The 24,279-nt window shown below is 71.1% G+C and carries 24 protein-coding genes and 1 pseudogene; 14 read left to right on the top strand and 11 right to left on the bottom strand.

Features of this window, described 5'->3' with window-relative positions; all coding sequences use genetic code 11:
• Positions 1 to 142 precede the first annotated feature (142 nt).
• The 6 genes from CBP52_RS12800 (at position 143) to CBP52_RS12775 (ending at position 10,576) form a co-directional block, all read left to right on the top strand.
• Complete coding sequence (locus tag CBP52_RS12800; RefSeq protein WP_157732612.1) at positions 143 to 742, top strand: DUF6318 family protein; 600 nt, start codon at positions 143 to 145, stop codon at positions 740 to 742.
• Positions 724 to 1,557 (top strand): hypothetical protein, encoded by an 834-nt coding sequence (locus tag CBP52_RS12795; RefSeq protein WP_094181278.1) that lies wholly within the window; start codon positions 724 to 726, stop codon positions 1,555 to 1,557. Before CBP52_RS12800 ends, CBP52_RS12795 begins: the two co-directional genes overlap by 19 nt.
• Before the next feature lie 2 nt (positions 1,558 to 1,559).
• Entirely contained in the window at positions 1,560 to 1,769 is a 210-nt protein-coding gene (locus tag CBP52_RS12790; protein WP_094181277.1) for a hypothetical protein, read from the top strand.
• Positions 1,770 to 1,823: 54 nt separating this feature from the next.
• A complete protein-coding gene (locus CBP52_RS12785) occupies positions 1,824 to 3,500 on the top strand; it encodes a nuclease-related domain-containing DEAD/DEAH box helicase (RefSeq protein WP_094181276.1) in 1,677 nt (558 codons plus the stop codon).
• A 180-nt stretch (positions 3,501 to 3,680) separates the two neighbouring features.
• Entirely contained in the window at positions 3,681 to 8,516 is a 4,836-nt protein-coding gene (locus tag CBP52_RS12780; protein WP_094181275.1) for a type ISP restriction/modification enzyme, read from the top strand.
• Positions 8,517 to 8,545: 29 nt separating this feature from the next.
• Positions 8,546 to 10,576: a DUF262 domain-containing protein gene (locus CBP52_RS12775; RefSeq protein ID WP_198303454.1), complete on the top strand. Its 2,031-nt coding sequence runs from the start codon at positions 8,546 to 8,548 to the stop codon at positions 10,574 to 10,576.
• A gap of 84 nt (positions 10,577 to 10,660) precedes the next feature.
• Here CBP52_RS12775 and CBP52_RS12770 read toward each other — a convergent pair whose 3' ends face one another.
• From CBP52_RS12770 to CBP52_RS12760, 3 genes are all read right to left on the bottom strand, one after another.
• A complete protein-coding gene (locus CBP52_RS12770; protein ID WP_094181273.1) occupies positions 10,661 to 11,059 on the bottom strand; it encodes a hypothetical protein in 399 nt (132 codons plus the stop codon).
• An 11-nt stretch (positions 11,060 to 11,070) separates the two neighbouring features.
• Entirely contained in the window at positions 11,071 to 11,748 is a 678-nt protein-coding gene (locus CBP52_RS12765; protein ID WP_094181272.1) for a DUF433 domain-containing protein, read from the bottom strand.
• An 86-nt stretch (positions 11,749 to 11,834) separates the two neighbouring features.
• Positions 11,835 to 12,857, bottom strand: a complete 1,023-nt coding sequence (locus tag CBP52_RS12760; RefSeq protein WP_094181271.1) for a glycosyltransferase family 4 protein — start codon at positions 12,855 to 12,857, stop codon at positions 11,835 to 11,837.
• A gap of 204 nt (positions 12,858 to 13,061) precedes the next feature.
• Here CBP52_RS12760 and CBP52_RS12755 point away from each other — a divergent pair, with 204 nt between their 5' ends.
• From CBP52_RS12755 to CBP52_RS12725, 7 genes are all read left to right on the top strand, one after another.
• Positions 13,062 to 14,195 (top strand): glycosyltransferase, encoded by a 1,134-nt coding sequence (locus tag CBP52_RS12755; RefSeq protein WP_094181270.1) that lies wholly within the window; start codon positions 13,062 to 13,064, stop codon positions 14,193 to 14,195.
• Positions 14,195 to 15,253 carry a hypothetical protein gene (locus CBP52_RS12750; RefSeq protein WP_094181269.1) on the top strand — a complete coding sequence of 353 codons (1,059 nt, stop codon included), beginning with the start codon at positions 14,195 to 14,197 and terminating at the stop codon, positions 15,251 to 15,253. Before CBP52_RS12755 ends, CBP52_RS12750 begins: the two co-directional genes overlap by 1 nt.
• Positions 15,250 to 16,788: a glycoside hydrolase family 130 protein gene (locus CBP52_RS12745; protein ID WP_198303453.1), complete on the top strand. Its 1,539-nt coding sequence runs from the start codon at positions 15,250 to 15,252 to the stop codon at positions 16,786 to 16,788. Before CBP52_RS12750 ends, CBP52_RS12745 begins: the two co-directional genes overlap by 4 nt.
• Positions 16,785 to 17,192: a cupin domain-containing protein gene (locus CBP52_RS12740; RefSeq protein ID WP_094181268.1), complete on the top strand. Its 408-nt coding sequence runs from the start codon at positions 16,785 to 16,787 to the stop codon at positions 17,190 to 17,192. The genes CBP52_RS12745 and CBP52_RS12740 overlap by 4 nt, the downstream gene beginning before the upstream one ends.
• Before the next feature lie 139 nt (positions 17,193 to 17,331).
• The gene (locus CBP52_RS12735) at positions 17,332 to 17,724 is read left to right on the top strand and encodes a lipopolysaccharide assembly LapA domain-containing protein (protein WP_094181267.1); all 393 of its coding nucleotides are present in this window, start codon (positions 17,332 to 17,334) and stop codon (positions 17,722 to 17,724) included.
• 55 nt (positions 17,725 to 17,779) lie between these two features.
• Positions 17,780 to 18,241, top strand: a complete 462-nt coding sequence (locus CBP52_RS12730) for a hypothetical protein (RefSeq protein WP_094181266.1) — start codon at positions 17,780 to 17,782, stop codon at positions 18,239 to 18,241.
• Between the two features lie 6 nt (positions 18,242 to 18,247).
• Positions 18,248 to 19,348, top strand: coding sequence for an acyl-CoA desaturase (locus CBP52_RS12725; RefSeq protein WP_094181265.1), 1,101 nt, complete (start codon positions 18,248 to 18,250; stop codon positions 19,346 to 19,348).
• A gap of 10 nt (positions 19,349 to 19,358) precedes the next feature.
• On the opposite strand, the gene CBP52_RS12720 is transcribed toward CBP52_RS12725, so the two are convergent.
• Positions 19,359 to 20,297 (bottom strand): hypothetical protein, encoded by a 939-nt coding sequence (locus CBP52_RS12720; protein ID WP_094181264.1) that lies wholly within the window; start codon positions 20,295 to 20,297, stop codon positions 19,359 to 19,361.
• Positions 20,298 to 20,363: 66 nt separating this feature from the next.
• Here CBP52_RS12720 and CBP52_RS12715 point away from each other — a divergent pair, with 66 nt between their 5' ends.
• Positions 20,364 to 21,422, top strand: coding sequence for a hypothetical protein (locus CBP52_RS12715; RefSeq protein ID WP_094181263.1), 1,059 nt, complete (start codon positions 20,364 to 20,366; stop codon positions 21,420 to 21,422).
• Here CBP52_RS12715 and CBP52_RS17990 read toward each other — a convergent pair.
• The 7 genes and pseudogenes from CBP52_RS17990 to CBP52_RS12690 all read right to left on the bottom strand — a co-directional run bounded on the left by CBP52_RS17990 (position 21,410) and on the right by CBP52_RS12690 (position 24,222).
• A complete protein-coding gene (locus tag CBP52_RS17990) occupies positions 21,410 to 21,811 on the bottom strand; it encodes a DUF2510 domain-containing protein (protein WP_198303452.1) in 402 nt (133 codons plus the stop codon). The genes CBP52_RS12715 and CBP52_RS17990 overlap by 13 nt on opposite strands.
• Positions 21,808 to 22,026, bottom strand: a complete 219-nt coding sequence (locus tag CBP52_RS18310; protein WP_232514478.1) for a hypothetical protein — start codon at positions 22,024 to 22,026, stop codon at positions 21,808 to 21,810. The genes CBP52_RS17990 and CBP52_RS18310 overlap by 4 nt, the downstream gene beginning before the upstream one ends.
• Before the next feature lie 147 nt (positions 22,027 to 22,173).
• Positions 22,174 to 22,278 (bottom strand): annotated as a pseudogene (locus CBP52_RS18750) (DUF2510 domain-containing protein); the annotation flags it as partial.
• Positions 22,275 to 23,045, bottom strand: a complete 771-nt coding sequence (locus CBP52_RS17980) for a hypothetical protein (protein WP_198303450.1) — start codon at positions 23,043 to 23,045, stop codon at positions 22,275 to 22,277. The pseudogene CBP52_RS18750 and the gene CBP52_RS17980, both read right to left, overlap by 4 nt.
• A 16-nt stretch (positions 23,046 to 23,061) precedes the next feature.
• Complete coding sequence (locus tag CBP52_RS12700; RefSeq protein ID WP_094181262.1) at positions 23,062 to 23,376, bottom strand: hypothetical protein; 315 nt, start codon at positions 23,374 to 23,376, stop codon at positions 23,062 to 23,064.
• Position 23,377: 1 nt separating this feature from the next.
• Positions 23,378 to 23,935 carry a hypothetical protein gene (locus tag CBP52_RS12695; protein ID WP_157732609.1) on the bottom strand — a complete coding sequence of 186 codons (558 nt, stop codon included), beginning with the start codon at positions 23,933 to 23,935 and terminating at the stop codon, positions 23,378 to 23,380.
• Positions 23,935 to 24,222: a WXG100 family type VII secretion target gene (locus tag CBP52_RS12690; RefSeq protein WP_094181260.1), complete on the bottom strand. Its 288-nt coding sequence runs from the start codon at positions 24,220 to 24,222 to the stop codon at positions 23,935 to 23,937. The genes CBP52_RS12695 and CBP52_RS12690 overlap by 1 nt, the downstream gene beginning before the upstream one ends.
• Between the last annotated feature and the right edge of the window lie 57 nt (positions 24,223 to 24,279).

Genomic DNA, 24,279 nt, shown 5'->3' with positions numbered 1-24,279 from the left:
GCGCGATCTGTCGCCACGGCGAGGTCGGGGCCCGAACCGTCGTCCACAGGTGTGAGACGGCGGGTGATGCGGTCTGTCCGATCTGGGTAGGTTCGGCGCCATGCGTATTCGCAGAACTGCCGCCGTTGCCGCGCTCGCGGGGATGGTCGTCGTCGGTACGGCGGCGTGTGACAGCGCGACACCTGTGGCGCAGGCGACGGTGACGCCTCCGGTGACCTCCCGTGCGACAGTGACGCCCAGGCCGACCGGCAAGCCGACCCCGATCCCTTCACCGACGTCGACGGCCGAGGACTTCGACGCAACGATCCCGCCGAAGCGGCCGACCGCACTGGATGGTCCGCCCTCGGAGGAGAGTGCTGCCGAGGCTGCGAAGTACTTCCTCGCGCTGTTCCCCTATGTGTTCGCCACGGGTGACTTGGCGGAGTGGCGCGCGATGAGCGGCGAGTCGTGCAAGTACTGCGCAGGCACCGTCGAGCAGGTCGAGACCGAGCAAGCGGCGGGGAAGCGGCGCACCGGCGGACGCATCGAGATCGACTACGCAGACTCGGTGCTCGTCGACGGTCGGCAGTACGGGGTCGGTGTGACGTTCCGGGAGCACGAAGGGAAGCTGTTCCGTTCCGACGGCTCCGTGGAGAAGGACATCGACTACGTGCTCGAGGCCCGTATGGAGTTCCTCGTGTCCTGGACTGAGCACGGGTGGCGGGTCGACGGGGTGGATATCAAGTGGTCCAACCCCGTCTGAGAATTCTCGCGGCAGCGTGGGGCGCCGCACTGGCGTCTGGGATGTTGGGCTCGGCGCACGCGTACGCGACAACTCTTCCTGGTGACATCAAGGTGATCGGTGAGGAAGACGGCGTCGATGCGAGCGCGTTCCAGAGAGAGCACGAGCGTCGTCTTGAAGAGGCACGCCCCGTGAGCCAACGGAAGTTCAGGTACCAACGTACGGGGGAGTGCCAGGCCCCCGCCGGCTCCCAACACCTTTGTCCGTCGCCCATACCCCCGCCCGGCCTCGCTTGCGAGGACGCGCCGCCGCTCGCTCCACTCTGGCGGCAGGCGCTCGAGGGCGACAACCAGTGGTACCGGCTCGGGGACTGGGTGTGCCCCGAGGACCTGCAGCCGCCGCTCACCGGGGAGGACCTTCGCCGGTTGAAGGTCGAGCCGGTGCGGGTGCGGCACCAGCCTGCGTCGGGGCCGATGCTGGTGACGAAGCCTGTGATCGTGTACGCCGAGCCGAACGAGCAGCGGTTCGACGTCAGGCTCCTGGACTTCTACGACGTCGAGGTGCTCGTGACACCGGCCGAGTACGCCTGGGACTTCGGCGATGGCGCTTCGCTCACGAGTGTCGTGCCCGGGCGTCCGTACCCGGCCTTCGACCTCACGCACGTGTACGGCGAGCTGGGGCGAGCGCGCATCACGCTGCACACGACGTGGGCTGCGAGGTACCGGGTCGCGACGGACCCCGCCCACAGGTGGCGTGATGCGGATGGGACCGTGCAGACGGTGGACGAGGGCGAGCCGTTCGAGGTGATCGAGCTGCGGTCGACGCTCGTCGACTGAAGGTGGTCTTCGGCCTCGTCGGGCTGGGCAGCGCGGGGATCGCGATGTGTGCCGACGGCCGCGACGAGGAGTGCTCCGCACCGCGCAACTGCTGCGCGGGCGACGACCCGGCGGGGGCGGATGCGGCGAGACGCCTCGTCGACGCCGCAGGCGCAGCCGTCGCGCTGCAGGCTGAGGCGGGCTCGCCGCTGGCTCCGATCCGAGCGGCTTGAGGGCGGACGTGCGCGTGTCGATGTCTCGGTGGAGAGTCGACGCGAGGAGGCCCGGTGGCGCGTAGCTATCCCGAGCACCCGTCGTTCCCCGAGGACGGCGGGGCAGAGCAGCGCGTCTGGGAGGCGCTGTGCGAGCACCTTCCCGACGACGCCGTGGTGCTCGCCGGGACGCTGCTCCAGGACGGCGCGATCGAGCGGGAGATCGACCTGCTCGTCGTCTGGTCCGGTCTGGGTGTCGCGGCGATCGAGGTCAAGGGCGGGCACGTCACGCGCGCGGACGGGCAGTGGTGGCAGGGGTCCGGCGAGCACCGGCACTCGATCGACCCGGTGAGCCAGGTGCAGTCGGCGAAGCACACGCTGCTGCGGCTGCTCGACCGACAGGGTCTGGCCGCGGCCCGGACCAGGACAGCGCACCTCGTCGCGCTGCCGCACGTCTACGTCCCGGCGTCGTGGGACGCTCCGGAGCTCCCGCGGACGATGCTCCTGGACCGCGACGCCGTCACCGACGGGTCGGCTGCCGTGCACGTCATCCGGCGGGCGATCGAGGACCACGGGACGGGGCACGCCCCGCTCGACGAGGTCGCGGCCGAAGCGCTCGTCGGATGGCTGACCGGCGGGTTCCCGTCGCAGGCCGAGACGCTCGCGGACGCCGCGCAGTACGAAGACCACCTCGACCGGCTGACGCGCGAGCAGGCGCACGCGATGCGGTACCTCGATGCGCTGCCGCGCGTGCACGTCGTCGGCGGGGCGGGGACGGGCAAGACGTGGCTCGCGCTCGAGCACGCGCGTCGTCGCGCCCGGGCCGGAGATCGCGTGGCCCTCATGTGCTACTCCCGCGGGCTGGCGCGCTACCTCGAACGCGCGACCGCCACCTGGCCCGCGCGTGAGCGGCCCGCGTACGTCGGGCTGTTCCACGAGCTGCCCGTCCGGTGGGGTGCCACGCCGGGCGACGACAGAGACCCCGCCGACTGGGAGGAGCGCCTCCCGCGCGAGCTCGGCGACCTCGCGGCGCAGCGCCCGGCAGGCGAGCTGTTCGACGCGGTCGTCGTCGACGAGGCCCAGGACTTCGGCGACGCCTGGTGGCCCGCCCTCCTGCGCTGCCTGCGCGACCCCGACGCCGGCCGGCTCGCCGTGTTCTCGGACGACGGCCAGCGCGTGTTCCCGCGCTCCGGGACCGCGCCCGTCGAGCTGACCGTGATCACGCTCGACGAGAACCTGCGCTCCACCAAGCAGATCGCGCAGCTCTGCGGCGCGCTGCACACCGGCATCACCCGGCCGCGGGGGTGGGCAGGCGCACCAGTACGAGTGGTCGACGTGCCGGCCGACGAGGCCGTGGGGGCGGGCGACGACGCGGTCGACGCGCTGCTCGCCGAGGGGTGGGAGCCCGGGCAGATCGCGCTGCTCACCACCGGGCGGCGGCACCCGCTGCAGGTCGAGACCGTCGAGCTGGCGGGGCACCGGGAGTACTGGGACGGCTTCTTCGGCAGGCAGGACGTGTTCTACGGGCACGTGCTCGGGTTCAAGGGGCTCGAGCGGACCGTGGTCGTGCTGGCCGTGAACGGGGTCCGGGACGTGGAGCGTGCGCGGACGATGCTCTACACGGGGCTGTCGCGTGCGCGGGTGCTGCTCGTCGTCGTCGGGCCTCGCGGGTACGTGGAAGAGGTGGGCGGGGAGGCGGTGCGCATGAGGCTGCGCGACGCGTGGGAGTGGGTGCCAAGTGATCCACTCTGACGCCGCCGAGGCCGCGCGGTCGCGTATGCGGCGTGCGCTCGTCGGGCTCGGGGCTCAGATGGCCGATCGGCCGGGTGAGGAGCTCAGAACTGGACCGCCTGCCAGGGCCGTCCGGGTCGAACCTCGAGCCGTCGCTCCCGGCTCGTCCCCGAGCGCTGCATTCTTTGCCAGGATGCAGTCGTGAGCACCCTTGAAGACGTTCTTGATCAGCTGTACTTCTCCGCCGTCAACGAGCGGGACAAGGGCGACAAGTTCGAGCGGCTCATGCTCCAGTTCTTCAAGACCGACCTGCAGTGGGCGGACCGGTTCTCCGACGTGTGGATGTGGTCGGACTGGCCCGGCCGCGCCGGGCGCCCCGACACGGGCATCGACCTGGTCGCCACGGATGCCGTGACGGGCGAGGCGGTCGCGATCCAGTGCAAGTTCTACGACCCGACGCACTACCTGCAGAAGGAGCACATCGACTCCTTCCTCGCGGCGTCGGGCAAGCAGCCCTTCGCCCAGCGACTGATCGTGTCGACGACCGACAAGTGGGGTAGGAACGCCGAGGCCACGATCGAGGACCAGCAGGTCCCCGTGCAGCGTCTCCGGTTCATGGACCTCGCCGAGTCATCCATCGACTGGTCGCAGTTCGACCTCTCCACGCCCGAGGTCATGACGCTGCGGGACCGCAAGCAACTGCGACCGCACCAGAAGGCCGCGCTCGCGAAGGTCCGTGCCGGGCTGGCCGAGCACGACCGCGGCAAGCTGATCATGGCGTGCGGCACCGGCAAGACGTTCACGTCCCTGCGCATCGCCGAGGACCTCCTGCCTGACGGCGGCACCGTGCTGTTCCTGGTGCCGTCCATCTCGCTGCTGTCGCAGTCGCTGCGCGAGTGGTCGATCGAGACGGTTGCTGAGCTGCGGCCGCTCGCGGTGTGTTCGGACGTCAAGGTCGGCAAGCGCACCAGGGCGCAGTCCGACGAGGACATCTCGGTGGTGGACCTGGCCATTCCGGCCACGACCAATGCGACCCGACTGCACGCCCAGCTCGCCGATGCTCAGGCAGCGGCGGGCAAGCTCACGGTGGTCTTCTCCACCTACCAGTCGATCGCCGTCGTCGCCGAGGCGCAGTCCAGGGGTCTGGCTGACTTCGACCTGGTGATCTGCGACGAGGCGCACCGCACGACAGGTGCCACATTGGCGGGCATCGACGAGTCGGCGTTCGTCAAGGTGCACGACGCATCGTTCATCCGCGCCTCCAAGCGCCTCTACATGACCGCCACTCCGCGCATCTACGACGACACGTCGAAGGCCAAGGCAAAGTCCAGGCAGGCGCAGGTGGTTCTGGCCTCGATGGACGACGAGGCCCTCTACGGCCCCGAGCTGCACCGCCTGGGGTTCGGCGAGGCGGTCAGCGCCGGCCTCCTCACCGATTACAAGGTTCTCGTCCTCGCCGTCGACGAGAAGTCGGTGTCCCGGACGTTCCAGGCGCAGATGGCCGACGAGCACTCCGAGCTCAAGCTCGACGACGTCGCCAAGATCGTCGGATGCTGGAACGGGCTGGCGAAGCGCGGCCAGCTTGAGACGGGGTTCTCCGTCGACCCGGAACCGATGACCCGCGCCGTCGCCTTCGCCAGGTCGATCAAGGACTCGCAGAAGTTCGCCAAGATGTTCAAGGGCATCGTCGCGGACTACATCGCCCAGACAGGCATCACCGACAGCGACCCGGACGTCGACCACCCGCTGGTGTGCGACGTCGAGCACGTCGACGGCACCTTCAATGTGCTTGCCCGCAACGAGAAGCTCGACTGGCTCAAGGGTGAACTCGGCGAGCGTGAGTGTCGCGTGCTGTCCAACGCGCGATGCCTGTCCGAAGGCGTGGACGTCCCCGCCCTCGACGCGGTGATGTTCCTCAACCCGCGCAAGTCCGTCGTGGACGTCGTGCAGTCCGTCGGACGCGTCATGCGCCTGGCGCCGGGCAAGAAGTACGGCTACATCATCCTGCCCATCGGCATCCCCGCCGATGTCACCCCCGAGCAGGCGCTGCGCGACAACGAGCGGTTCGCGGTCGTGTGGGAGGTGCTGCAGGCGCTTCGCGCTCACGACGAGCGCTTCGATGCCATGGTCAACAAGATCGAGCTCAACCGCGGCTCCGACGACCGCATCCAGATCATCGGAGTCGGCGGCGGCGACACCGGGGATCGCGATGGCTCCAGCGACCCGGGCGGCGCCAAGGCGGTGCAAGGCGAGTTCGTTTTCCCCGACCTCGGCGAATGGCGCGAGTCCATCTACGCCAAGATCGTGCAGAAGGTCGGCTCCCGCCGCTACTGGGAGGACTGGGCCAAGGACGTCGCGCTCATCGCCGAACGCCACACCACCCGCATCACAGCCCTGCTCGACGACCCCGACCTGCCGGTCCACGACCAGTTCGACGCGTTCCTCACCGGTTTGCGCGGCAACCTCAACGACTCCATCAGCCGCGCCGACGCGATCGACATGCTCGCCCAGCACCTGATCACCCGACCGGTGTTCGATGCCCTGTTCGAGGGCTACTCCTTCGCCGAGCACAACCCGGTCTCCCAGGTCATGCAGGCCATGCTCGACACCCTCGACGCGTACAACCTCGAGCCCGAGAACGAGACCCTGGCCAAGTTCTACGAGTCCGTCCGGCTGCGCGCCGCGGGGATCGACAACGCCGCCGGCAAGCAGCAGATCGTCCACGAGCTCTACGAGAAGTTCTTCAAGCTCGCCTTCCCCAAGACCGCCGAGGCCTTCGGCATCGTCTACACCCCGGTCCAGGTCGTCGATTTCATCCTGCGCTCCGTCGAGCACCTGCTCGCCACCGAGTTCGGAGCATCCCTGTCCGACGAGGGCGTGCACATCCTCGACCCGTTCACCGGTACCGGCTCCTTCGTCGTGCGGCTCCTGCAGTCCGGGCTGATTCGCCCCCACGACCTCGCCCGCAAGTACGCCTCCGAGATCCACGCCAACGAGATCCTGCTGCTGGCGTACTACATCGCCGCCATCAACATCGAGGCGACGTACCACGGGGTCCGTGTCGCCCATGACCCCGACGCCGGGTACGAGCCGTTCAACGGCATCGTCCTCGCCGACACCTTCCAGATGACCGAGGACGGCGACACCCTCGACACCGCCGTGTTCCCCGCGAACCACGAACGTGCCGCCCACCAGCTCGACCTCGACATCCGTGTCATCGTCGGCAACCCGCCCTACTCCGTGGGGCAGACCAGCGCCAACGACAACAACGCCAACCTCAAGTACCCCACCCTCGACGGCGCCATCGAGTCCACGTACGCCGCCCGGTCGACGGCGAAGAACAAGAACAGCCTCTACGACTCCTACATCCGCGCGATCCGGTGGGCCTCCGATCGGATCAAGGACGCCGGCATCATCGGGTTCGTCACCAACGGCGGCTTCATCGACTCCAACACCGCCGACGGCCTGCGCAAGACCCTCACTGGCGAGTTCGCCACCATCTATGTCTACAACCTGCGCGGCAACCAGCGCACCGCGGGCGACCTCTCCAAGCGCGAAGGCGGCAAGATCTTCGACTCGGGCTCGCGCAGCACCGTCGCCGTCACCTTCCTCGTCAAGAAGCCCGGGCACAACCGTCCCGCGACGATCCATTACCGCGACATCGGCGACTACCTCTCTCGTGACGAGAAGCTCGACATCGTGGCTTCCGCCGACCTTGCGCTAATCGACTGGCAGCCCATCACTCCAAACGACGCTGGCGACTGGATCAACCAGCGCGGCAGCGTGTTCGTCGCCTACCGCCCACTCGGCGACAGGGGCAACCCGGCCGCGATCTTCCAGACCTACTCAGGCGGCCTCAAGACCAATCGCGATGCGTGGGTCTACAACTCCTCTCGCGCGTCGCTCGAGGCGAACGTGCGCGGCACCATCCGCTTCTTCAACTCGGCCATCGACGCCCGCGCGGTCGACGAAGCCGTAGGTGTGCCAACCGACCCGGCACGGATCAGTTGGGGTGGAACGATCGACGCTGACTTCCGGGCCGGGAGGCGCCTCGTGTTCGAAGCGTCGCACGTCGGCGTCGCCTCCTACAGACCGTTCTCGAAGCAGTACGTCTATTACGATGCTCGACTGAATGAGCGGCGATACCAACTTCCGCGCATCTTCCCAACGCCTGCGCATGAGAACCTCGGAATCGTGCTTACCGGCGTCAGTTCCCATTACGTCTTCACGCCTTTTATGTCGGCGCAACTGCCCGATCTTCACCTTCTCGACACCGGCCAGTTCTTCCCGCGCTGGACTTTCGAGCCTTGCACGGATGACACCTCCATGCAGGGCGCATTCGCACTGGATACAGATTCAGCGACGGATGTGGTCGACGGGTATCGCCGGGTCGACAATGTCAGCCCGTCCGCTCTCGCCGACTATCGCTCCACATACGGCTCGGACGTCACTTCCGACGACGTGTTCTTCTACGTCTATGGCCTGCTGCATTCAGCGGACTATCGCGCCGAGTTCGCCGCGGACCTCAAGAAGATGCTCCCGCGCATCCCGAAGGTTGCGTCCGTCGACGACTTCCGCACCTTCGCCGCCGCTGGCAGAGCCCTCACGGACCTTCATGTCGATTACGAGACTGTCGATCCCTACCCGTTGGCTGTCACCGGCGGCCAGCCGGCGGGGCCGGGGTCTGCCGATCTCTACGAGTGGTTCCGGGTCGAGAAGATGCGCTGGGGTGGGACCAGCAAGACGAGGGACCGGTCGACGATCCACTACAACTCCCACATCACTGTCGCCGGTATCCCCGACGAGGCGCACGAGTATCTGCTGGGCTCGCGTTCTGGGATCGAGTGGGTGATGGAGCGCTACCAGGTCCGCACGGACAAGGCATCCGGCATCGTGAACGACCCGAACGACTGGTCCCGCGAGCAGGGCAACCCGCGGTACATCCTCGATCTGCTCGCCCGTGTCGTCACGGTGAGCGTCGAGACAGTCCGCATCGTGCGAGGCCTCCCCCGCCTCGACCTGGAGGCTCTGAGCTGATGGAGGCACATCCGCGGCGGCTGAAGGCGGTGTTCGGGCGCGACGTGCGTCTGGTCGTCCCGCTGTTCCAACGTGCGTACGTCTGGAACGAGGAGAAGCAGTGGGCACCGCTGTGGCAGGACGTCCTGGCCACGTATGAGCGGTCGGCGGACGACGACCCGGCCGCGCACTTCCTCGGTGCGGTCGTGCTGCAACTGCGCCCGGGCGCCCTGGGCGCCATCGAGCAACGGGAGATCATCGACGGCCAGCAGCGGCTGACGACGCTGCAGCTGCTCATCGCGGCAGTGTCGGACGCGTTCACGCGTCGCGGACTGGACACGAAGGCATCGCGTCGGCTCCGTCGCCTGATCGCGAACGACCCGGACGCGGTCGACGACGAGGCGGACATCCACAAGCTCTGGCCGACGAACCGCGACCGCTCCGGCTACGTCGAGGTCATGGACGGCCGCCTGCTGGAAGCGAACGTCGGCGAGGTCGAGGGCCAGATCCGCCGCGGCTACCTGTGGTTCCGCGATGCCGTGGACGCGTGGCTCGTGGATGTCGGCGAGGACGACCATGAGGTCGCGCTGTCTCGTCTCGCGGAAGTGATCAGCGACCTGCTAGAGCTGGTCGTGATCGACCTGGGGGAGCAGGATGACGCCCAGATGATCTTCGAGACGCTCAACGCACGCGGCACTCCGCTTCGCGCGTCGGACCTGATCAAGAACCTCATCTTCCGCACGCTGCAGGACTCGGGCCGGCCCGTCGACCGGCTGTACGAGAAGTACTGGAAGCCGCTGGAGGACCCGTACTGGGAGCAGGGGGATCGCATCGGGCGGCTCGTGCGCGAGCGCCTCGACGTGTTCATGGGGCACTTCCTCGTCGTGCTGCTCAACGCGGAGGTGCAGTCGCACAGCCTGTTCGACGCCGCGCGCCGGTACGTCAGCGGCGACGCCCACCGCGCCGAGTCCTTGCTCATCGAGATCGACCGGTACGCGGCGATCTTCCGGTCGGTCCAGGACCGCCAGGTCGGCGACGACACGCTCGCAACCGGGCTCGAGCGCCTGGCCATCGCGGACACCCAGACGCTCCAGCCGCTCCTGCTGTGGCTCTTCGCACACGCCGAGGGCGACGATCGGCGACAGGCGGTTCTCGCGTTGGAGTCGTACGTGGTGCGCCGGGTGATGTGCCGGATGACGCCGAAGAACTACAACAGGATGTTCCTGGAGCTGCTGCGGCGACTGAGCGAGGATGACGCACCAGTCGGCAAGGTTGTCGAGGAGTTCCTGGCCGCGCAGCGCGCCGAGTCGGCCGTCTGGCCGACCGACGCCGACGTGCGCCGGGCGGTGACGACGTTCCCGCTGTACCGCCTCCTGCGACGGGACCAGGTGCAGCGGATTCTCCGGATCCTCGATGCCGAGGCGGCAGGCCCGAAGTCGGAGCGGCTGGTCGTCCAAGGCTCTCTCAGTGTCGAGCACCTGATGCCTCAGAGCTGGCGCGAGCACTGGCCACTTCCACTCGACGAGAATGCCGCCGCGCGTGAGGAGGAGACTCGCGCCGAGCTGCTCCACACCTTCGGAAACCTGACCGTCTTGACGTCGGCGCTGAACAGCTCGCTGTCGAACGGGTCGTGGTCGACCAAACGGCACGAGATCCTCCGCCACTCGGCGCTCCATCTCAACCGCGAGCTCCCGGGCGACTGGGGGACGGCCCGCATCGTCGAGCGCGGCGAGCGTCTGGCCGACCTGGCGGTCAGGGTATGGCCGCGTCCCGCGTCGGATCAGCCGGAGTCGTCGTGGCTGCCCGAGGGGCCGGACGGCGAGGAGAAGCCACTGCGACGCGGGGGTGGACCACGCGGAGACATCGCCGCGCACATCGTCGAGGTCTTTGCAGGTCTCCCAGCGGGGAGCTTCATGACGATCTCGCAGATCTCGAAGTGCTCGTCCGCCGCGTATCCCGACGGTCCGCCGTCCCAGGGTGCGATCTCGGCTCGCCTCTTTCCCCGGGATGGGCGACCGTCCACCGTCCCGGGGGTACGACCCGACACCGAGCGGGGGGTGCGCGGCGCGCGCCGACTGTGATGAACAGCCCGTGCTCCTCCGCCTTGCAGCGAGGAAGACCGACGGCCTCGGTTGGGCCCGGCGTCGGGCTGAGTTGTCGCGTCGTTAGCCGTCGGCGAGGCGCAGCGGGCGTACGCCGGCCTCGCCGAGCGCCAACGCCCACGGGCCGGGCCCGCGCTTGACCATCTCGCGCTGGAGCCGAGTCTCGTGGCGGAGGAACAGTTCGAGCTGTTCGTGCGGTCCCAGGTCCCGCTTCGCCCCGATCCACACCGACCTGATGCCGAACTCGCGGTACGCGAGGAGCTCGGCGGGACGGGTCCGGATCCGCTTGTCCCGGGTGACCACCACCAGGTCCCGTGCTGCGATCACGGGCATCCAGTCGAGGTCGAGGGTCCCGAGCGGGACCTCAGGAAGCGACGGGTGCCCTGGGTAGACGACGTCATCGCGCCCGCTGCGACGCAGGAGCTTGCCGAGCCCGAGCGTGTTCTCGTCGGCGAAGTACAACTCAGCGTCCGTCAGGCCGCCTGGTCGCCGACGATCATCTCGAACCGCAGCGCCGCATCCACCTGGTCGTTGGTGAGGTCGAACAGGTCAGCGATGCCCTCGCGGCTCGTGCCGGCGCGGTACGCCTCCGCGATGGTCTCGGTGCGGACGTTCCGTACCGCGGGCTGCCCGAACGCTCGCCGCGCGTCCATGAACACGTCCGGTGTGCGCGCCTCAGGGCGGAGCCGGCTGACGACGCCGTCCTCGTAGTCGACGGCAGCGCGGAATCGTTCGGTGGTCTCGGTGAGCACGAACTGGTTGTTCCGCACGACGACGAGTCGAAGCCGGCTGTCGAGGCCGACCTCCTCCTCGACGTAGCGCACCAGCTCGCGACCCTCGACATCGAGGAGCGTGTGCGAGTGGGCGAGTGGGTAGGGGCCGAACTCGGCCCGGAGCCGCACGATCGCCGGCCGCATCCGCTGCACCGGCACGTCGCGGCTGCGGAACTCGGCGAGCAGTCGGGCCTCGACCATCTCACCCCAGGTGACGCTGTCCGCACCGGTGGGCTCGGCCCGCAGGACGGGCTCGTAGAAGTGCCCGCCACGGGTGTAGCCCTCGAGCCAACGGCGGGCGGTGCCCGTGTGGACGCCGACGAGTCGATCGACGTCCGCGTAGGAGTAGATCGCCCTGTCCAGCAGCGAGGTGGCCATGGGCGCATCCTTCCACGGCCCGCTGCCGTGCGGTGGTTCTCCCCTGCGACTCGTCGGCGTGGTGGCAGGGAGCGGGGCCGGTTGGCTCACGCCGTGTGCGCGCGCCCGCCTTGCTCGCTGGTGATGCGGGTGAAGAGGCGTTCGTAGTCGTCGACCATACGGTCGGCGGAGAACCGGGCGACGGCGTCGGCGCGCACGGCTGCGCGGTCCAGCCGAGCAGCCTCCGGCACGGCCGTGACGGCACTGGTCACGTCGTCGACCAGGACCCCGGACACCCCCGGCCGGATCAGCTCCGGCATCGACCCCAGCGGGTACGCGATCACCGGCGTCCCGGCCGTCATCGACTCCACCACCGAGAGCCCGAACGGCTCGGGGAAGTCGATCAGGTGCAGCAGCGCGACGGCCCCGCCGAGCAGCCGGTCACGTTCAGCAGGCCCGACAGGCCCCACGTACCGCACACGAGAACCGTCGACGTGCGGCAGGACGAACCGCTCGTGGTACTCGCCGTCGTGCACCACCCCCGCGATCACCAGCGGCAGCCCCGCGCGCGCGGCGACCGAGATCGCCGTCGCGGTGCCCTTGTCCGGGTCGATCCGCCCGAGGAACAGCAGGTACCCGCCGTCCCCGGCGCCGAGGGTGAACGACGACGAGGCGATGCCGTGATGGATGGTCGCGGCGTAGGTCAACGACGGGTGCCGGTCGGCGTCGCTGATCGCGACGTAGTGCGCGACGTCGTCGTACGCGCGGTAGACGGGCACGATCTTCTCGGACGAGAACCCGTGGATCGTCGTCACCACGGGCGTGGCGGTGAGCCGGCTGAAGACCAGCGGCAGGAAGTCGAACTGGTTGCTGATGACGTCGAACTCGTCGGCGCGCTCGAAGACGGCGGCGATGTGCAGGGCCTCGCAGACTTTCGCGTCGATCGACGGGTCCTCCTCGTACCCGGCGGGTGCTTCGGCGTGCAGGCGTCCGGCGGTCACGGAGTCGGCGGTGGCGAAGAGGGTGACGTCGTGCCCGCGGGCGACGAGGCCCTCGGCGAGCGTGGACGCGACCTGCTCCCACGGCCCGTAGCCGCGCGGCGGGACGCGGTGGGCGATCGAGGCGAGCACGGCGACTCTGACGGTGGACCTCCCGGGGTCGGGCCGAGCGTACGCCGCGCTGTTAGGCTCGGGGTGTTCTCGTCGGGTGTCAGCTCTCCGGCAAGGACGACTCGGCGCCGGCACCCAGGCGCCCCCGGGGACGCGGCCTTCTCCTTCTCCCACCGTGGACGGCAGCACTCACGCTGCGCGCAGGTACAGGGAAGTAGCCCCCTCATGATCGTCCGTCTCGGAGTTCTGTCGACCTACCCGACCACCCAGTGCGGCATCGCGACGTTCAGCGCGGCGCTCGTGCGGCACCTGCTCGCGGCGGGTGCGGACGTGGGGGTCGTGCGGTTGGTCGACGAGCCGCAGGGTGCGGCGCCGCTCGTCGTGCACGAGTGGGCCGCGGGGGACGACGAGGGTGCGCGGCGGGCCGCGGCGGCGCTCGACGAGTTCGACGTGGCGCTCGTCCAGCACGAGTACGGGATCTACGGCGGGCCGGACGGGCAGGACGTGCTGGACCTGGTCGCGCGGGTGCGAGTGCCGGTCGTGACGGTGCTGCACACGGTGCTGACCCGCCCGACGCCGAACCAGCACCGCGTGCTGGCCGAGCTCGTCGAGCGGTCCGCGGCGCTCGTCACGATGACCGCGACCGCACGGGACCGCCTGGTCGCGGGCTGGGGCGTCGACCCGGCGCGCGTCACGGTCGTCCCGCACGGTGCGGAGGACAACCGCGCCACGGCGGGGACGGGGTGCACGACGAGCGCGCGGCCGCGGACCGTCCTCACGTGGGGGCTGCTCTCGCAGGGCAAGGGGATCGAGTGGGCGCTGCTGGCGCTCGCGGAGCTGCGCGGCCGCGCGCCGCTGCCCACGTACCGCGTCGTCGGGCAGACGCACCCGCGCGTGCTCGAACGTGACGGTGAGGCGTACCGCGACCGGCTGACGGCCCTGACCGAGGACCTGGGACTGACCGGGTCGGTGCGGTTCGACGGTCGGTACCTGCCTGCTGCGGACCTGCGCGCGGTGGTCCGCAGCGCGGACGTCGTCCTGCTCCCGTACGACTCCAACGAGCAGGTCACGTCCGGCGTGCTCACCGAGGCCGTCGCCGCGGGCAAGCCCGTGATCTCCACGCGGTTCCCGCACGCCGTCGAGCTGCTCTCGAGCGGGGCGGGGATCCTGGTGCCGCAGCGTGACCCGTCCGCGATGGCCGCCGCGCTCGAGCGGGTGCTGACCGTCGACGGCGTCGCCGACGCGATGGCGGCCGAGGCGCGACGCCTCACCGCCGCGCTGCTGTGGCCCGCGGTCGCCGCGCAGTACCTCGACGTCGCCGCCGGCGTGCGGCACGTCGCGCTCCCGGCAGCCGTCTGATGGCGCCCACCACCGTCCTCGCGACGGTGCCCGACCGGCGGGTGCGGTTCGACCACCTCGCCCGCCTCACCACGCCGACCGGGCTGTACGAGCACGCCCTCGGCACGCAGCCGCGCGTCGAGCACGGCATGTGCGTCGACGACGTCGCGCGCGCGCTCGTCGTGACGTCCCGCGCCCTGCGGCAGGACGGGACGCGCGAGGACGACGAGACGCTCGCGCTGACCCGCGTCTACCTACGGTTCGTGCGGTCGGCGGTGCGCCGGGGCGGCCTGCTGCACAACCGCCGCAGCCCGGACGGCGCGTGGCTCGACACACCGTCGTCGGGTGACCACTGGGGGCGCGCGCTGTGGGCGATGGGCACCGCGGCGGCCCGTGTGCCGGACGCGGAGCTCGCCGACGACGCGCGTCGTGGGGCGTCGGCCGCGACGTGCGCCCGCTCGTCGTACCCGCGGGCCACCGCGTACGCGGCGCTCGGCGCGGTCGAGCTCCTGCGCGCCACCCCGGACCACGCGGGTGCGCTGCGCCTGCTGCAGAACGCCCGTCGCCGGTTCGCGCGTCCCGTGCGGGACGCGCGCTGGCCGTGGCCCGAGAGCCGCCTCACCTACGCGAACCCCGTGCTGCCGGAAGCGATGATCGCGGTCGGGGACGCGCTCGCGGACGACGGCCTGATCGCGGACGGGATCCGGCTGCTCGACTGGCTGGTGGCCGAGCAGACGGTCGACGACCGCCTCTCGGTGGTCCCCGCGGGCGGGCGCGGGCGCGGCGACGCGCGTCCCGGCTTCGACCAGCAGCCCATCGAAGCCGCCGCGCTCGCCGAGGCCGCCGCGACGGCGCTGCGGGTCACCGGCGACCCCGGCTGGTCCGTGGTCCTCGAGCGCTGCGTCGCGTGGTTCGAGGGCGCGAACGACACGGGCGTCCCCGTGCGGGACCCCGCGACCGGCGGCGGTTTCGACGGGCTCGAGCGCGACGGGGTCAACCGGAACCAGGGTGCCGAGTCGACGCTCGCGTGGCTCGCGTGCGCGCAGCTCGTCGGGGCGGGTCCCACGGTCGCACCGTGACCGCCACCGGCAACCCGCCCTGGGTGCGCCGCACCGCGCACGTGCTGCGCCCGGACCCCGACCGTGTCGTGACGCGGCTGTTCCTGCCTGGCCAGGAGATGGTGACGTCCGGCGAGTCGCGCTCGGCCGCCGTCCTCGCGCGGGTCCTGGCGCTCGACGACGACGAGGTCGAGCGTGAGCTGCGTGAGCTGACGGCCGACTTCGGGCACCGCCACCACGACCTCGCCGGGACGTGGGACGCGCACTTCGCGCTCGTGCGGCACCGGCTCGCGCACGCCGACGAGCTGCCTGCGCACCGGCGCCGGCTCGTGGGCGCGTACCTCACGCAGGAGTACGCCGTCGAGTCGGCCGCGCTGTTCAACCCCTCGATGGTGCCGCACCCCGACCAGCGCGGGCTGCCCGCGGGCGCGACGCGCTTCGTGCTGACACTGCGCGCGCTCGGCGAGGGGCACGTGTCGAGCCTCGAGCTGCGCACCGGGGTGATCGACGCCGCGGGCACCCTCACGCTCGACGCGACACCGGCGCACACCCGGCAGCCGGTGGTCGCCGAACCCCGGTACGCGCGCGCCGCGTTCGCGCACGAGATCGACGAGGACCTCGACGACGACCACGCGAACGCGGACTTCGTGCTCGGCGCGCTCGGCCGCGAGTTCGGCCGCGCGGACCTGGACCGCGCGTACGGCGAGCTGCGCGCGCAGCGGCTCACGCGCGGGTCCGCGTCGCGCACGGTCGAGCGGTTCGAGCGGATCGCCCGACGCAGCTACGACGTCACGTTCCCGCCGGACTCCGCCCTGCCCGAGCGTGTCCTGATGCCGCAGACCTCGACCGAGAGCCACGGCATCGAGGACGTGCGCCTGGTGCGCTTCACGGCGCCCGACGGCACCGTCACCTACCTCGGCACCTACACCGCGTTCGACGGCCACGAGATCACGATGCAGCTCCTGGCGACGACCGACCTCGCGCACGTGTCGAGCCGGCCGCTCGGCGGCCCGGGTGCACGCAACAAGGGCCTGGCCCTGTTCCCGCGGCAGGTGGGCGGGCGGTACGTCGCCCTGTCGCGCGCCGACCGGGAGAGCAACGCGGTCACGACGTCCGACGACCTGCTCCGGTGGGGACCACCCGTCGTCGTGCAACGCCCCGAGCGCGGCTGGGAGCTGGTGCAGCTCGGCAACTGCGGGCCTCCGGTCGAGACCGAGCGCGGCTGGCTCGTGCTCACGCACGGGGTCGGGCCGATGCGCACCTACAGCATCGGCGCGCTCCTGCTCGACCTCGACGACCCGACGCGCGTCGTCGGACGGCTCGATCACCCGCTCCTGACGGGCACGGACGACGAGCGCTCCGGCTACGTCCCGAACGTCGTCTACTCGTGCGGCGCGATGCTGCACGGCCGCACGCTCGTCGTGCCGTACGGCAGCAGCGACACCGCCACACGGTTCGCGCTCGTCGACCTCGACCCGCTGCTCGACGCGCTGCGTCCCGCAGCGGCCGCCACCACCCTGCAGGACCCCGCACGACCGATCGAGGGAGCATCATGACCGTCAGCACCGGACCGCATGCCCGGTTCTCCGCCGGGTCCGTGCAGGTCAAGCCGTGGGGGCACGAGCACATCTACGCCGAGGGCGAGCACGGCTACGTCGGCAAGCTCCTCGTGGTGCGGGCCGGCGAGCAGCTCAGCCTGCAGTACCACGTCGACAAGGACGAGACGATGGTCGTGGTGTCCGGCGACGCGCTGATCGAGCACGGCGCGGCGGCCGAGCTCCTGGTGCCGCAGCAGCTGGGCGCCGGCGACGTCGTGCACCTGCCCGCCGGCGTGCTGCACCGCCTCACGGCGGTGACCGACGTGCTGCTCGCGGAGTCCTCGACCGCGGCCCCGGGGTGGCGCGACGACGTCGTGCGGCTCGCGGACCGGTACGGACGGGCGGACACCACCCACCCCTGACGCGAGCAGCGACGACGGCCCCGAGGAGCTCACGCCCGAACCGGGCGAATTCGCTCGAACGGGCGTACGATGGGAGAAGTTCCGAGATGACCTGCCCTCAGTCGATGGCCCGCCTCCCGGCACGTCGAAGGAGGGCGTCATGCCCGTCCAGCGCAACACCCCCACCTCTCGCCCCCACTCCTCCCCGCTCGACGTGCCGATGCGTCCGCTGCCTGACGGCCACCGACCGTCGAAGGTGACGCAAGGGTCGCCCACGGACCGGCCCCTGCGCTCGCGGACCGGCGCCGCCTGGGTCGGCGTGTGCGTCGGCGTCGCCGTCCTGATCGCCCTCGTGGTGTTCATGATGCAGAACACGACGCCCGTCGAGGTCACCTTCCTCGGGATGTCCGGTTCGGCCCCGCTGTCGCTCGTCCTGCTCATCGCCGGGATCGGTGTCGGCCTGATCGCCCTGGTCATCGGAAGCCTGCGCATCGGCCAGCTGCGCCGCCGCATCCGCACGGACCGGCAGGCCACGACGGCATCGACCGTCTGAGCCGTGATCGGCGCGCACCCGCGCCGTCCGCATCCAGCTGAACAGAGGCACCACCATGACCACCACCACCAGCCTCCCGACCGATCCCGCCGCGGCGAGCGACCTGCATCTGCTCTCCGTGCTCGAGACCGGACTCCCGCTGCAGATCGGCACACCCGACGAGCCCGCGGCCTACACGGTCCCGGCCGTCTTCTCCCGACAGGTCAGCCACACCGAGCGGGCCCGGATCGAGGACCCCGCGACGGCTCGTGCCCTCTGTGCGCAGATCGGTGCCCCCACGGACGGGCCCGTGCTGCGGCTCGTCGTCGCCGACCGCCGCCTGCTGATCGAGAACACGACCCTCGCCCAGCTCCGCGACGGCCTCGCCGCGGCGCTGGCCGCGATGCTCCGTGACCTCGGCCGGGACCTGCGGACCCGTGCCTCGGAACGGGCGGCCGTCGCCGAGGCACTCGCGGGCGACGAGCGTGCGCGGGCCGCCGCGACGCACGCGGCCGTCGAGTCGATCCGGTTCGAGTAGGCCGCCGTGCCCTCCTCGACGAGCCCCGACGGCGCTGCGACGCCCACGGCCGCCGGTGCGGTCTCGGTCCGTGAACGGCAGGTCAGCGACTTCGCGGAGCTGAGCCGTGCCGTGCACGACTCCGGGCTGATGCGCCGACGCCACGCCTACTACTGGGTGCGTTTCCTGGTGCTGACCGCCCTGCTGGCGCTGACGTTCGCCGCGTTCGTCGTGATCGGGCCCTCGTGGTGGCAGCTCGTGATCGCCGCGGTGCTCGCGGTGCTGCTCGGGCAGGTGATGTTCCTGGGCCACGACGCCGCGCACCGGCAGATCTTCGACTCCGGACGGTGGAACGACTGGTCGAGCCTGGTGATCGCGAACCTGTACGCCGGGATGAGCTACGGCTGGTGGCAGCACAAGCACTCCCGGCACCACGCCAAGCCCAACCAGGTCGGCGCGGACCCGGACATCGCGACCGGGTTCCTCGTGTTCCACACGCAGGAGCTGCGGGCTGCCCGGACCGGCGTGAAGGGGTGGTTCGCGAGGCGGCAGGGCTGGCTGTTCTTCCCGCTGCTCCTGCTGGAGGGCCTGAACCTGCACGTCTCCGGGGTCAAGACGGTCTTCGGGCGCGGCACGGTCAAGCGCCGTCCGGTCGAGATCGCGTTCATGACGCTGCGGGTCGGCGGCTACCTCGGTGTGGTCTTCTGGCTGCTGCCGGTGGGGATGGCGTTCGCGTTCCTCGGCGTCCAGCTCGGGCTGTTCGGCGTCTACATGGGTGCGGTCTTCGCGCCCAACCACAAGGGGATGCCTCTGGTGCCGCGCGACGCGCGCCTCGACTTCCTGCGCCGGCAGGTGGTCGCGAGCCGCAACGTCCACGGCGGTCCGGCGACCGACCTGTTCATGGGCGGTCTGAACTACCAGATCGAGCACCACCTGTTCCCGAGCATGCCCCGGCCGAACCTACGGCGCCTGCAGCCCACGGTCCGGGCGTTCTGCGCCGAGCGGGGCATCACCTACACCGAGACGAGCCTGCCGCGGTCGTGGGGGATCGTCGTGCGACACCTCAACGCCGTGGGGCTGGCCGCGCGTGACCCCTTCCAGTGCCCGCTCGTGACGCAGTACCGCTGACGCGCTCGCGTCAGGCGTCCCACCAGCGCAGCACGCGCAGCGCGCGCAACGTCACCCAGCGGCTCGGGAAGCCCTCGCCCTCCTGTTCCATGTCGAACAGGGTCGGCCCCTCGTGGCGGTTCTCGTACGGGAACAGGCCGTGCTCGTCGGCCTTGGAGCGGACGAGCTCGACGGCCTCGGTGAGCCGCTCGTCGCGGCGGTCGGCGAGCCGGAAGTGGTCGAGCCCGCGCAGCACGTCGTAGTACCAGCGGACCGGGTAGGAGAGCATCGCGAACCGCGGGTCGACGATCTCGCCGGTGGTCAACCGCCGCAGCAGCCCTCGCTCGAGCAGGTACTCCTCCCCGGCCGACCGGGCGGCGCGCGACGCCGCGGTGCCCCCGGTCGCGGTCTCGTACTCGAGCAGCCCTTCGAGCGCGCAGATGGTGGAGTGGAACGACGACACGGCGTTGGCGTTCTCCGCCCAGCAGTTCCACCCGCCGTCGGCCAGCTGCCGCTCGAGCAGCTTCTCGACGAGACGGTCGACGGGCTCCCCGAAGTACGCCCCCACCGCCAGGGCGGTGCCGTTGATGCACGGCTCGACCTCGCCCTCGAAGTAGGGCGACCCGTCGTACTCCCACCGCACGTTCTCCCGCACGCGGCTGATCGCGAGCTGCGCGGCTGGCGCGGCGGGGTCGAGCCCGTAGTCGCGCAGCGACTGCAGCGAGAAGTGGGTCGCGGTCCACGCGTCGAAGAACGGGCGCGACTCGTCGGCCCATCCCGGCCGGTAGGTCCCGCCGTCCCAGGTCCCGTCCTCGGCCTGGAGCGCGAGCATCTGCGCACCCCAGCCGGAGGTCGCGACGAGCGCACGCGCGGCCGCGACCTCGTCGGGCGGCGCCCCGACCAGGTCACGCACGACCTGCCAGCGGATCGCAGGGTCTCCCGAGAGCAGGTACTCGACCACCTCGTCCATGGCTCGCGACGCTAGACCCGCCCACCGACACCCACCATGTCCGGATCGTCACGTAACGTTCCGCGCATGACGGCTGGTCGGCGTGCGCTGGTCCTGGGCGGGACGAAGTTCCTGGGTGTCCACGTGGTCGAGTCGCTGCTGCGCGAGGGGTGGGACGTCACGACCTTCACGCGCGGCCGCACCAACCCGGACCTGTTCCCGCAGGTCACGGCCCTGCACGGGGATCGGGACGAGGACGTCGGCGCGCTCGCCGACGGCGAGTGGGACGTCGTGCACGACCTCACGGCGTACCACCCGGCGCAGGTCCACCGCACCGCGGACGCCCTCGTCGGCCGGGTCGGTCACTACGTGCTCGTCTCGTCCATCTCCGTCTACGCGGACGTGCGCGAGCCGGGCGTCACGGAGGACGCACCGGTCGCGACGATCGACGGACCCGTCCCGGACGCCTTCGACATGGAGCTCTACGGTCCGCTCAAGGCCCTGTGCGAGCGGGCGGTCGCCGAGCGGTTCCCCGGGAGCACGGTCGTGCGCCCGTCGATCATCGCGGGCCCGCACGACCCGACCGACCGCTTCACCGCGTGGGTGGTGCGGATGAGTGAGCCGGGCCCGCACATCACCCCGCCGCTGGACGCGCCGGTGCAGTGGGTCGACGCGCGCGACCTGGCGGACTGGCTCGTGCGGCTGGGCGCGGACCGCACGGCCGGCACGTTCAACGCCGCGACCCCCGCGGTGCCGTTCGAGGTGCTGCTGCGCACGGTCGCCGACGAGGCCGGGGTCGCGTTCGAGCCCGTCGTCCTGTCCGACGAGCAGCGCGCGGCCGAGGGCGTGCGCGCGTGGGCCGACCTGCCGCTGTGGCTCGACGACCCGAGCATGCGCGGCCTGCTCGACGTCGACATCACGCGCGCGCTCGCCGCGGGGCTCCGCGCCCGACCGCTGGCCGCCACGGTCCGGGACACGCTCGCGTGGGTCCGCGCGCGCGGTTCCGACGAGCGCGGTTCCGACGAGCGCGGTTCCGACGAGCGCCGTCCCGACGAGCGCCGTCCCGACGAGCAGCCGGCCGACGACCTGCGCGCGGGTCTGACCCGCGCCCGTGACGCCGAGCTCGCCGCCCGCTACGGAGCCTGAACCTCCGTCGGCGGGCCGGAGGGGTCGGGCGTCCACTGCCGTCGCTGCGCGATGAGGCGGCAGAAGTGGGCGTTGACCAGCATGAGCACGCCGGCGATGACCAGGGTGGACGCGAGCAGCAGTCCCATGGCCCGAGCCGAGGACGAGCGCGCCTGCACGGCGACGAGCGTGGGCAGCAGTGCGAGGACGACGTACACGCCCGCGATCACGAGCTGGGTCGTCGGCCCGCCGGGGCCTCCCCACGGGATGCCGGCCCACCGGATCCGGTCGTGGGCGAGCGTGGGCCGGGTGTGCGCGGTCCACCGGGTCCCGTCCCACCAGCGCTCGGTCCGGGGCTCTGCCGGGTACCAGCCGGCGGGTGGGGGCGGAGGTGCGCTCTGCCCGATCACGGCGCCCGCCCGCTTCCGGGCTGAGGCCCACCGGTCCATCGGGCACGGCGCCGGCGTTCGAGGATCAGGCAGAAGTGCGCGTTGACGAAGAGCACGGCCGCCATGAACAGCACGAGGAGCGACATGAGCAGCGGGAAGATCGACTGCCAGTCGCCGAGCCCCACGAGCGAGACCACCAGGATCGGCAGCGCGACCAGCACGCAGAGCGCACCCATGCCGATGGACAGGCCGCTGCCGGCGACGCCCCAGGAGACACCGGCCCACCGGATCCGCTCGAGCTGGACCAGCTCGGTCGGCCGCCCCTGCGGACCCCCTCCTCGACCTCCCGACGGACCGGCAGGCGCGGCGCCAGGCGGTCCGCAGGGCGCGGGGCGTACGTGCCCCGTCCACCGCGCACCGTCCCACCAGCGCTCGGTCCCGGGTTGGTCGCCCGGGTACCACCCGGGCGGTGGAGTCGGCCCGCTCACGCGAACGCGGATGTCGGCCAGGACAGCGCGGCGCCCGCGTTGAGCCGTTCGGCGTTCTCGGCGTTGTGGTCCGAGGCGCCCGTGAACGCCGAGACGAGGCCCCACACACCGGTGACGACACCCAGCACGGCGACCACGAGACCCACGATGGCGCCCACCCCCAGCGTCGGGCCGGCCGTCGCGATCGCGACGGCGAGCCCGGCGGCGGAGACCGCGAACGAGATGTACGCGGCCTGCAGCGTGGAGAAGAACTCCTCGATGTCGGTCGCCAAGGAGTTGAGGGCGTCGCGCAGCCCCCGGGCGACGTCGTCGACCGAGCTCACGGCCACCCTTTGCTCGCTGATGGCCGTGTGGTAGTTGTCGGCGCCGACGGAGTCCCAGTTCGTGCGGTCGTCGGCCATGAGGTTGGCCGCCACCATGGCGTTGTCCAAGGTGGTGGCGCGGTTCATGACGTCCTGCTCGAGGCGGGTCGCTGCGGCGCGCAGCGCGGTGGGCCGCCCGACGCTCCGGGCGAGCAGCCGGAACGCGTCGATCGCGTCGTAGATGACCTGGGCGCACTCGCGCACGGCCTCCATGATGAGGGCACGGATGGCCCGCTTGGCGGGCTCCGGCAGGGGCACGCGGACGGGCCACCCGACGCGCACCGAGTCGAGCGCGGCGTCGATCACCGCGGGAGCGTTCGCGACGCAGGTGCGGACCTGCTGCTCGGCGAGGTCGCATCCGGCGAGGATCGCGCTGGCGATCTGCTCAGCGGACGGTCCGATCATGGGGAGTACCTCCGGGTCACCGGCTGCGGAACGACTGGGCGATCTCGTCCTCGACCTCGTCGTACAGGTCGGCGACGGCGGTCAGGGTGGTGGCGATGCTCTCGAACTGGTCGGCACCGGTGGCGACCTCGGCGGCGAGTGCCATGGAGGTGGTCATGTAGGCGGCCAGGACCCGGTCGGCGCCGGGTAGCACCGAGAACGCGAGCGGGTCGAGGTCGGAGCCCACGGTCGGGACCGCCTTGCTGATGTCGGTGAGCGTGTCGTGCCAGCCGAGCCACGTGGACGCGTCGGTGCGCAGCGCCCCGGTCTCGACGGTGAACTCGTCGGCCATGTCAGCTCCTCCCGGTCGAGGCGGTGACCGCCTCGTTGACGGTGGTCAGGACCTCGGCGGCGACCATGTGCCGTGATGTCGTGGACAACCAGGTGTGGTCGCACCGGATGCGCAGCACCACACCGGTCCGGGCACTGACCTCGACGGTGTTGCGCGCGTTGCGGTGCGCGGGCGGTGCGGCAGTGAGGTCCTGCTGGCCGGAGAAGAGCTGCGCGAGGATGCCGCCGAGGTCGAGGGTCCCGGCGGTGGCCTGGTCCCGGAAGCGGTCCTGCAGCCGGTTCGCGTCGGGCGTGGGTCGGCGGCGGGCCGCGTCCGTGATCGCCAGGCCGATCTCGTGCTCGAGCTCGTCGGCCGGGAGGTCCTGCTCGATGGTGAGCTCGGTGAGCAGCCCGTCGGCGTCCATCTCGGCGTGCACGGCGTGCGGGAGCTGCGGCGGCACGATGGCGTCGATCTGGCTCTGGATGTCGCGCAGCCGCGCGAGCGAGGCCTCCGCACGCCGGGAGAAGGCCTCGAGCCCGGCGACGACGTCGGGCGTGGGGCCGCCGGCGGGAGAGCTCATCAGGCGCACCTCTCGATCACGGCGGCCTCGGTCTCCGCGTAGGACAGCGACGCCTGGTAGAGCAGGTCACCGATGATCCTCAGGTCCGCCACGGCCAGGGACATGTCCGAGTCCCACGCGCGGTACCTGGCCTGGAACGCGTCGGACGCGTCGCCGGTCCAGGCCGCGGCGAGGACCTTCATGTCCGCGTCGAGCCCGTCGAGCGACGCCTCGAGGTTCGCGGCGGACGTCCGGATGTCCGACACCGCGTCCTCCAGGTCGTCGGGGTCGACCGTGAGCTGGATCATGCGTGGCAGCGTAGCGGTGGACCGCCCGCTTCGTACCGTTCGCTCGCCCGCCTGTGG

This window comes from Cellulomonas sp. PSBB021 (genome assembly GCF_002240455.1).
Classification (GTDB): domain Bacteria; phylum Actinomycetota; class Actinomycetes; order Actinomycetales; family Cellulomonadaceae; genus Cellulomonas; species Cellulomonas uda.
This window is presented reverse-complemented; position numbering and strand designations above follow the sequence as displayed.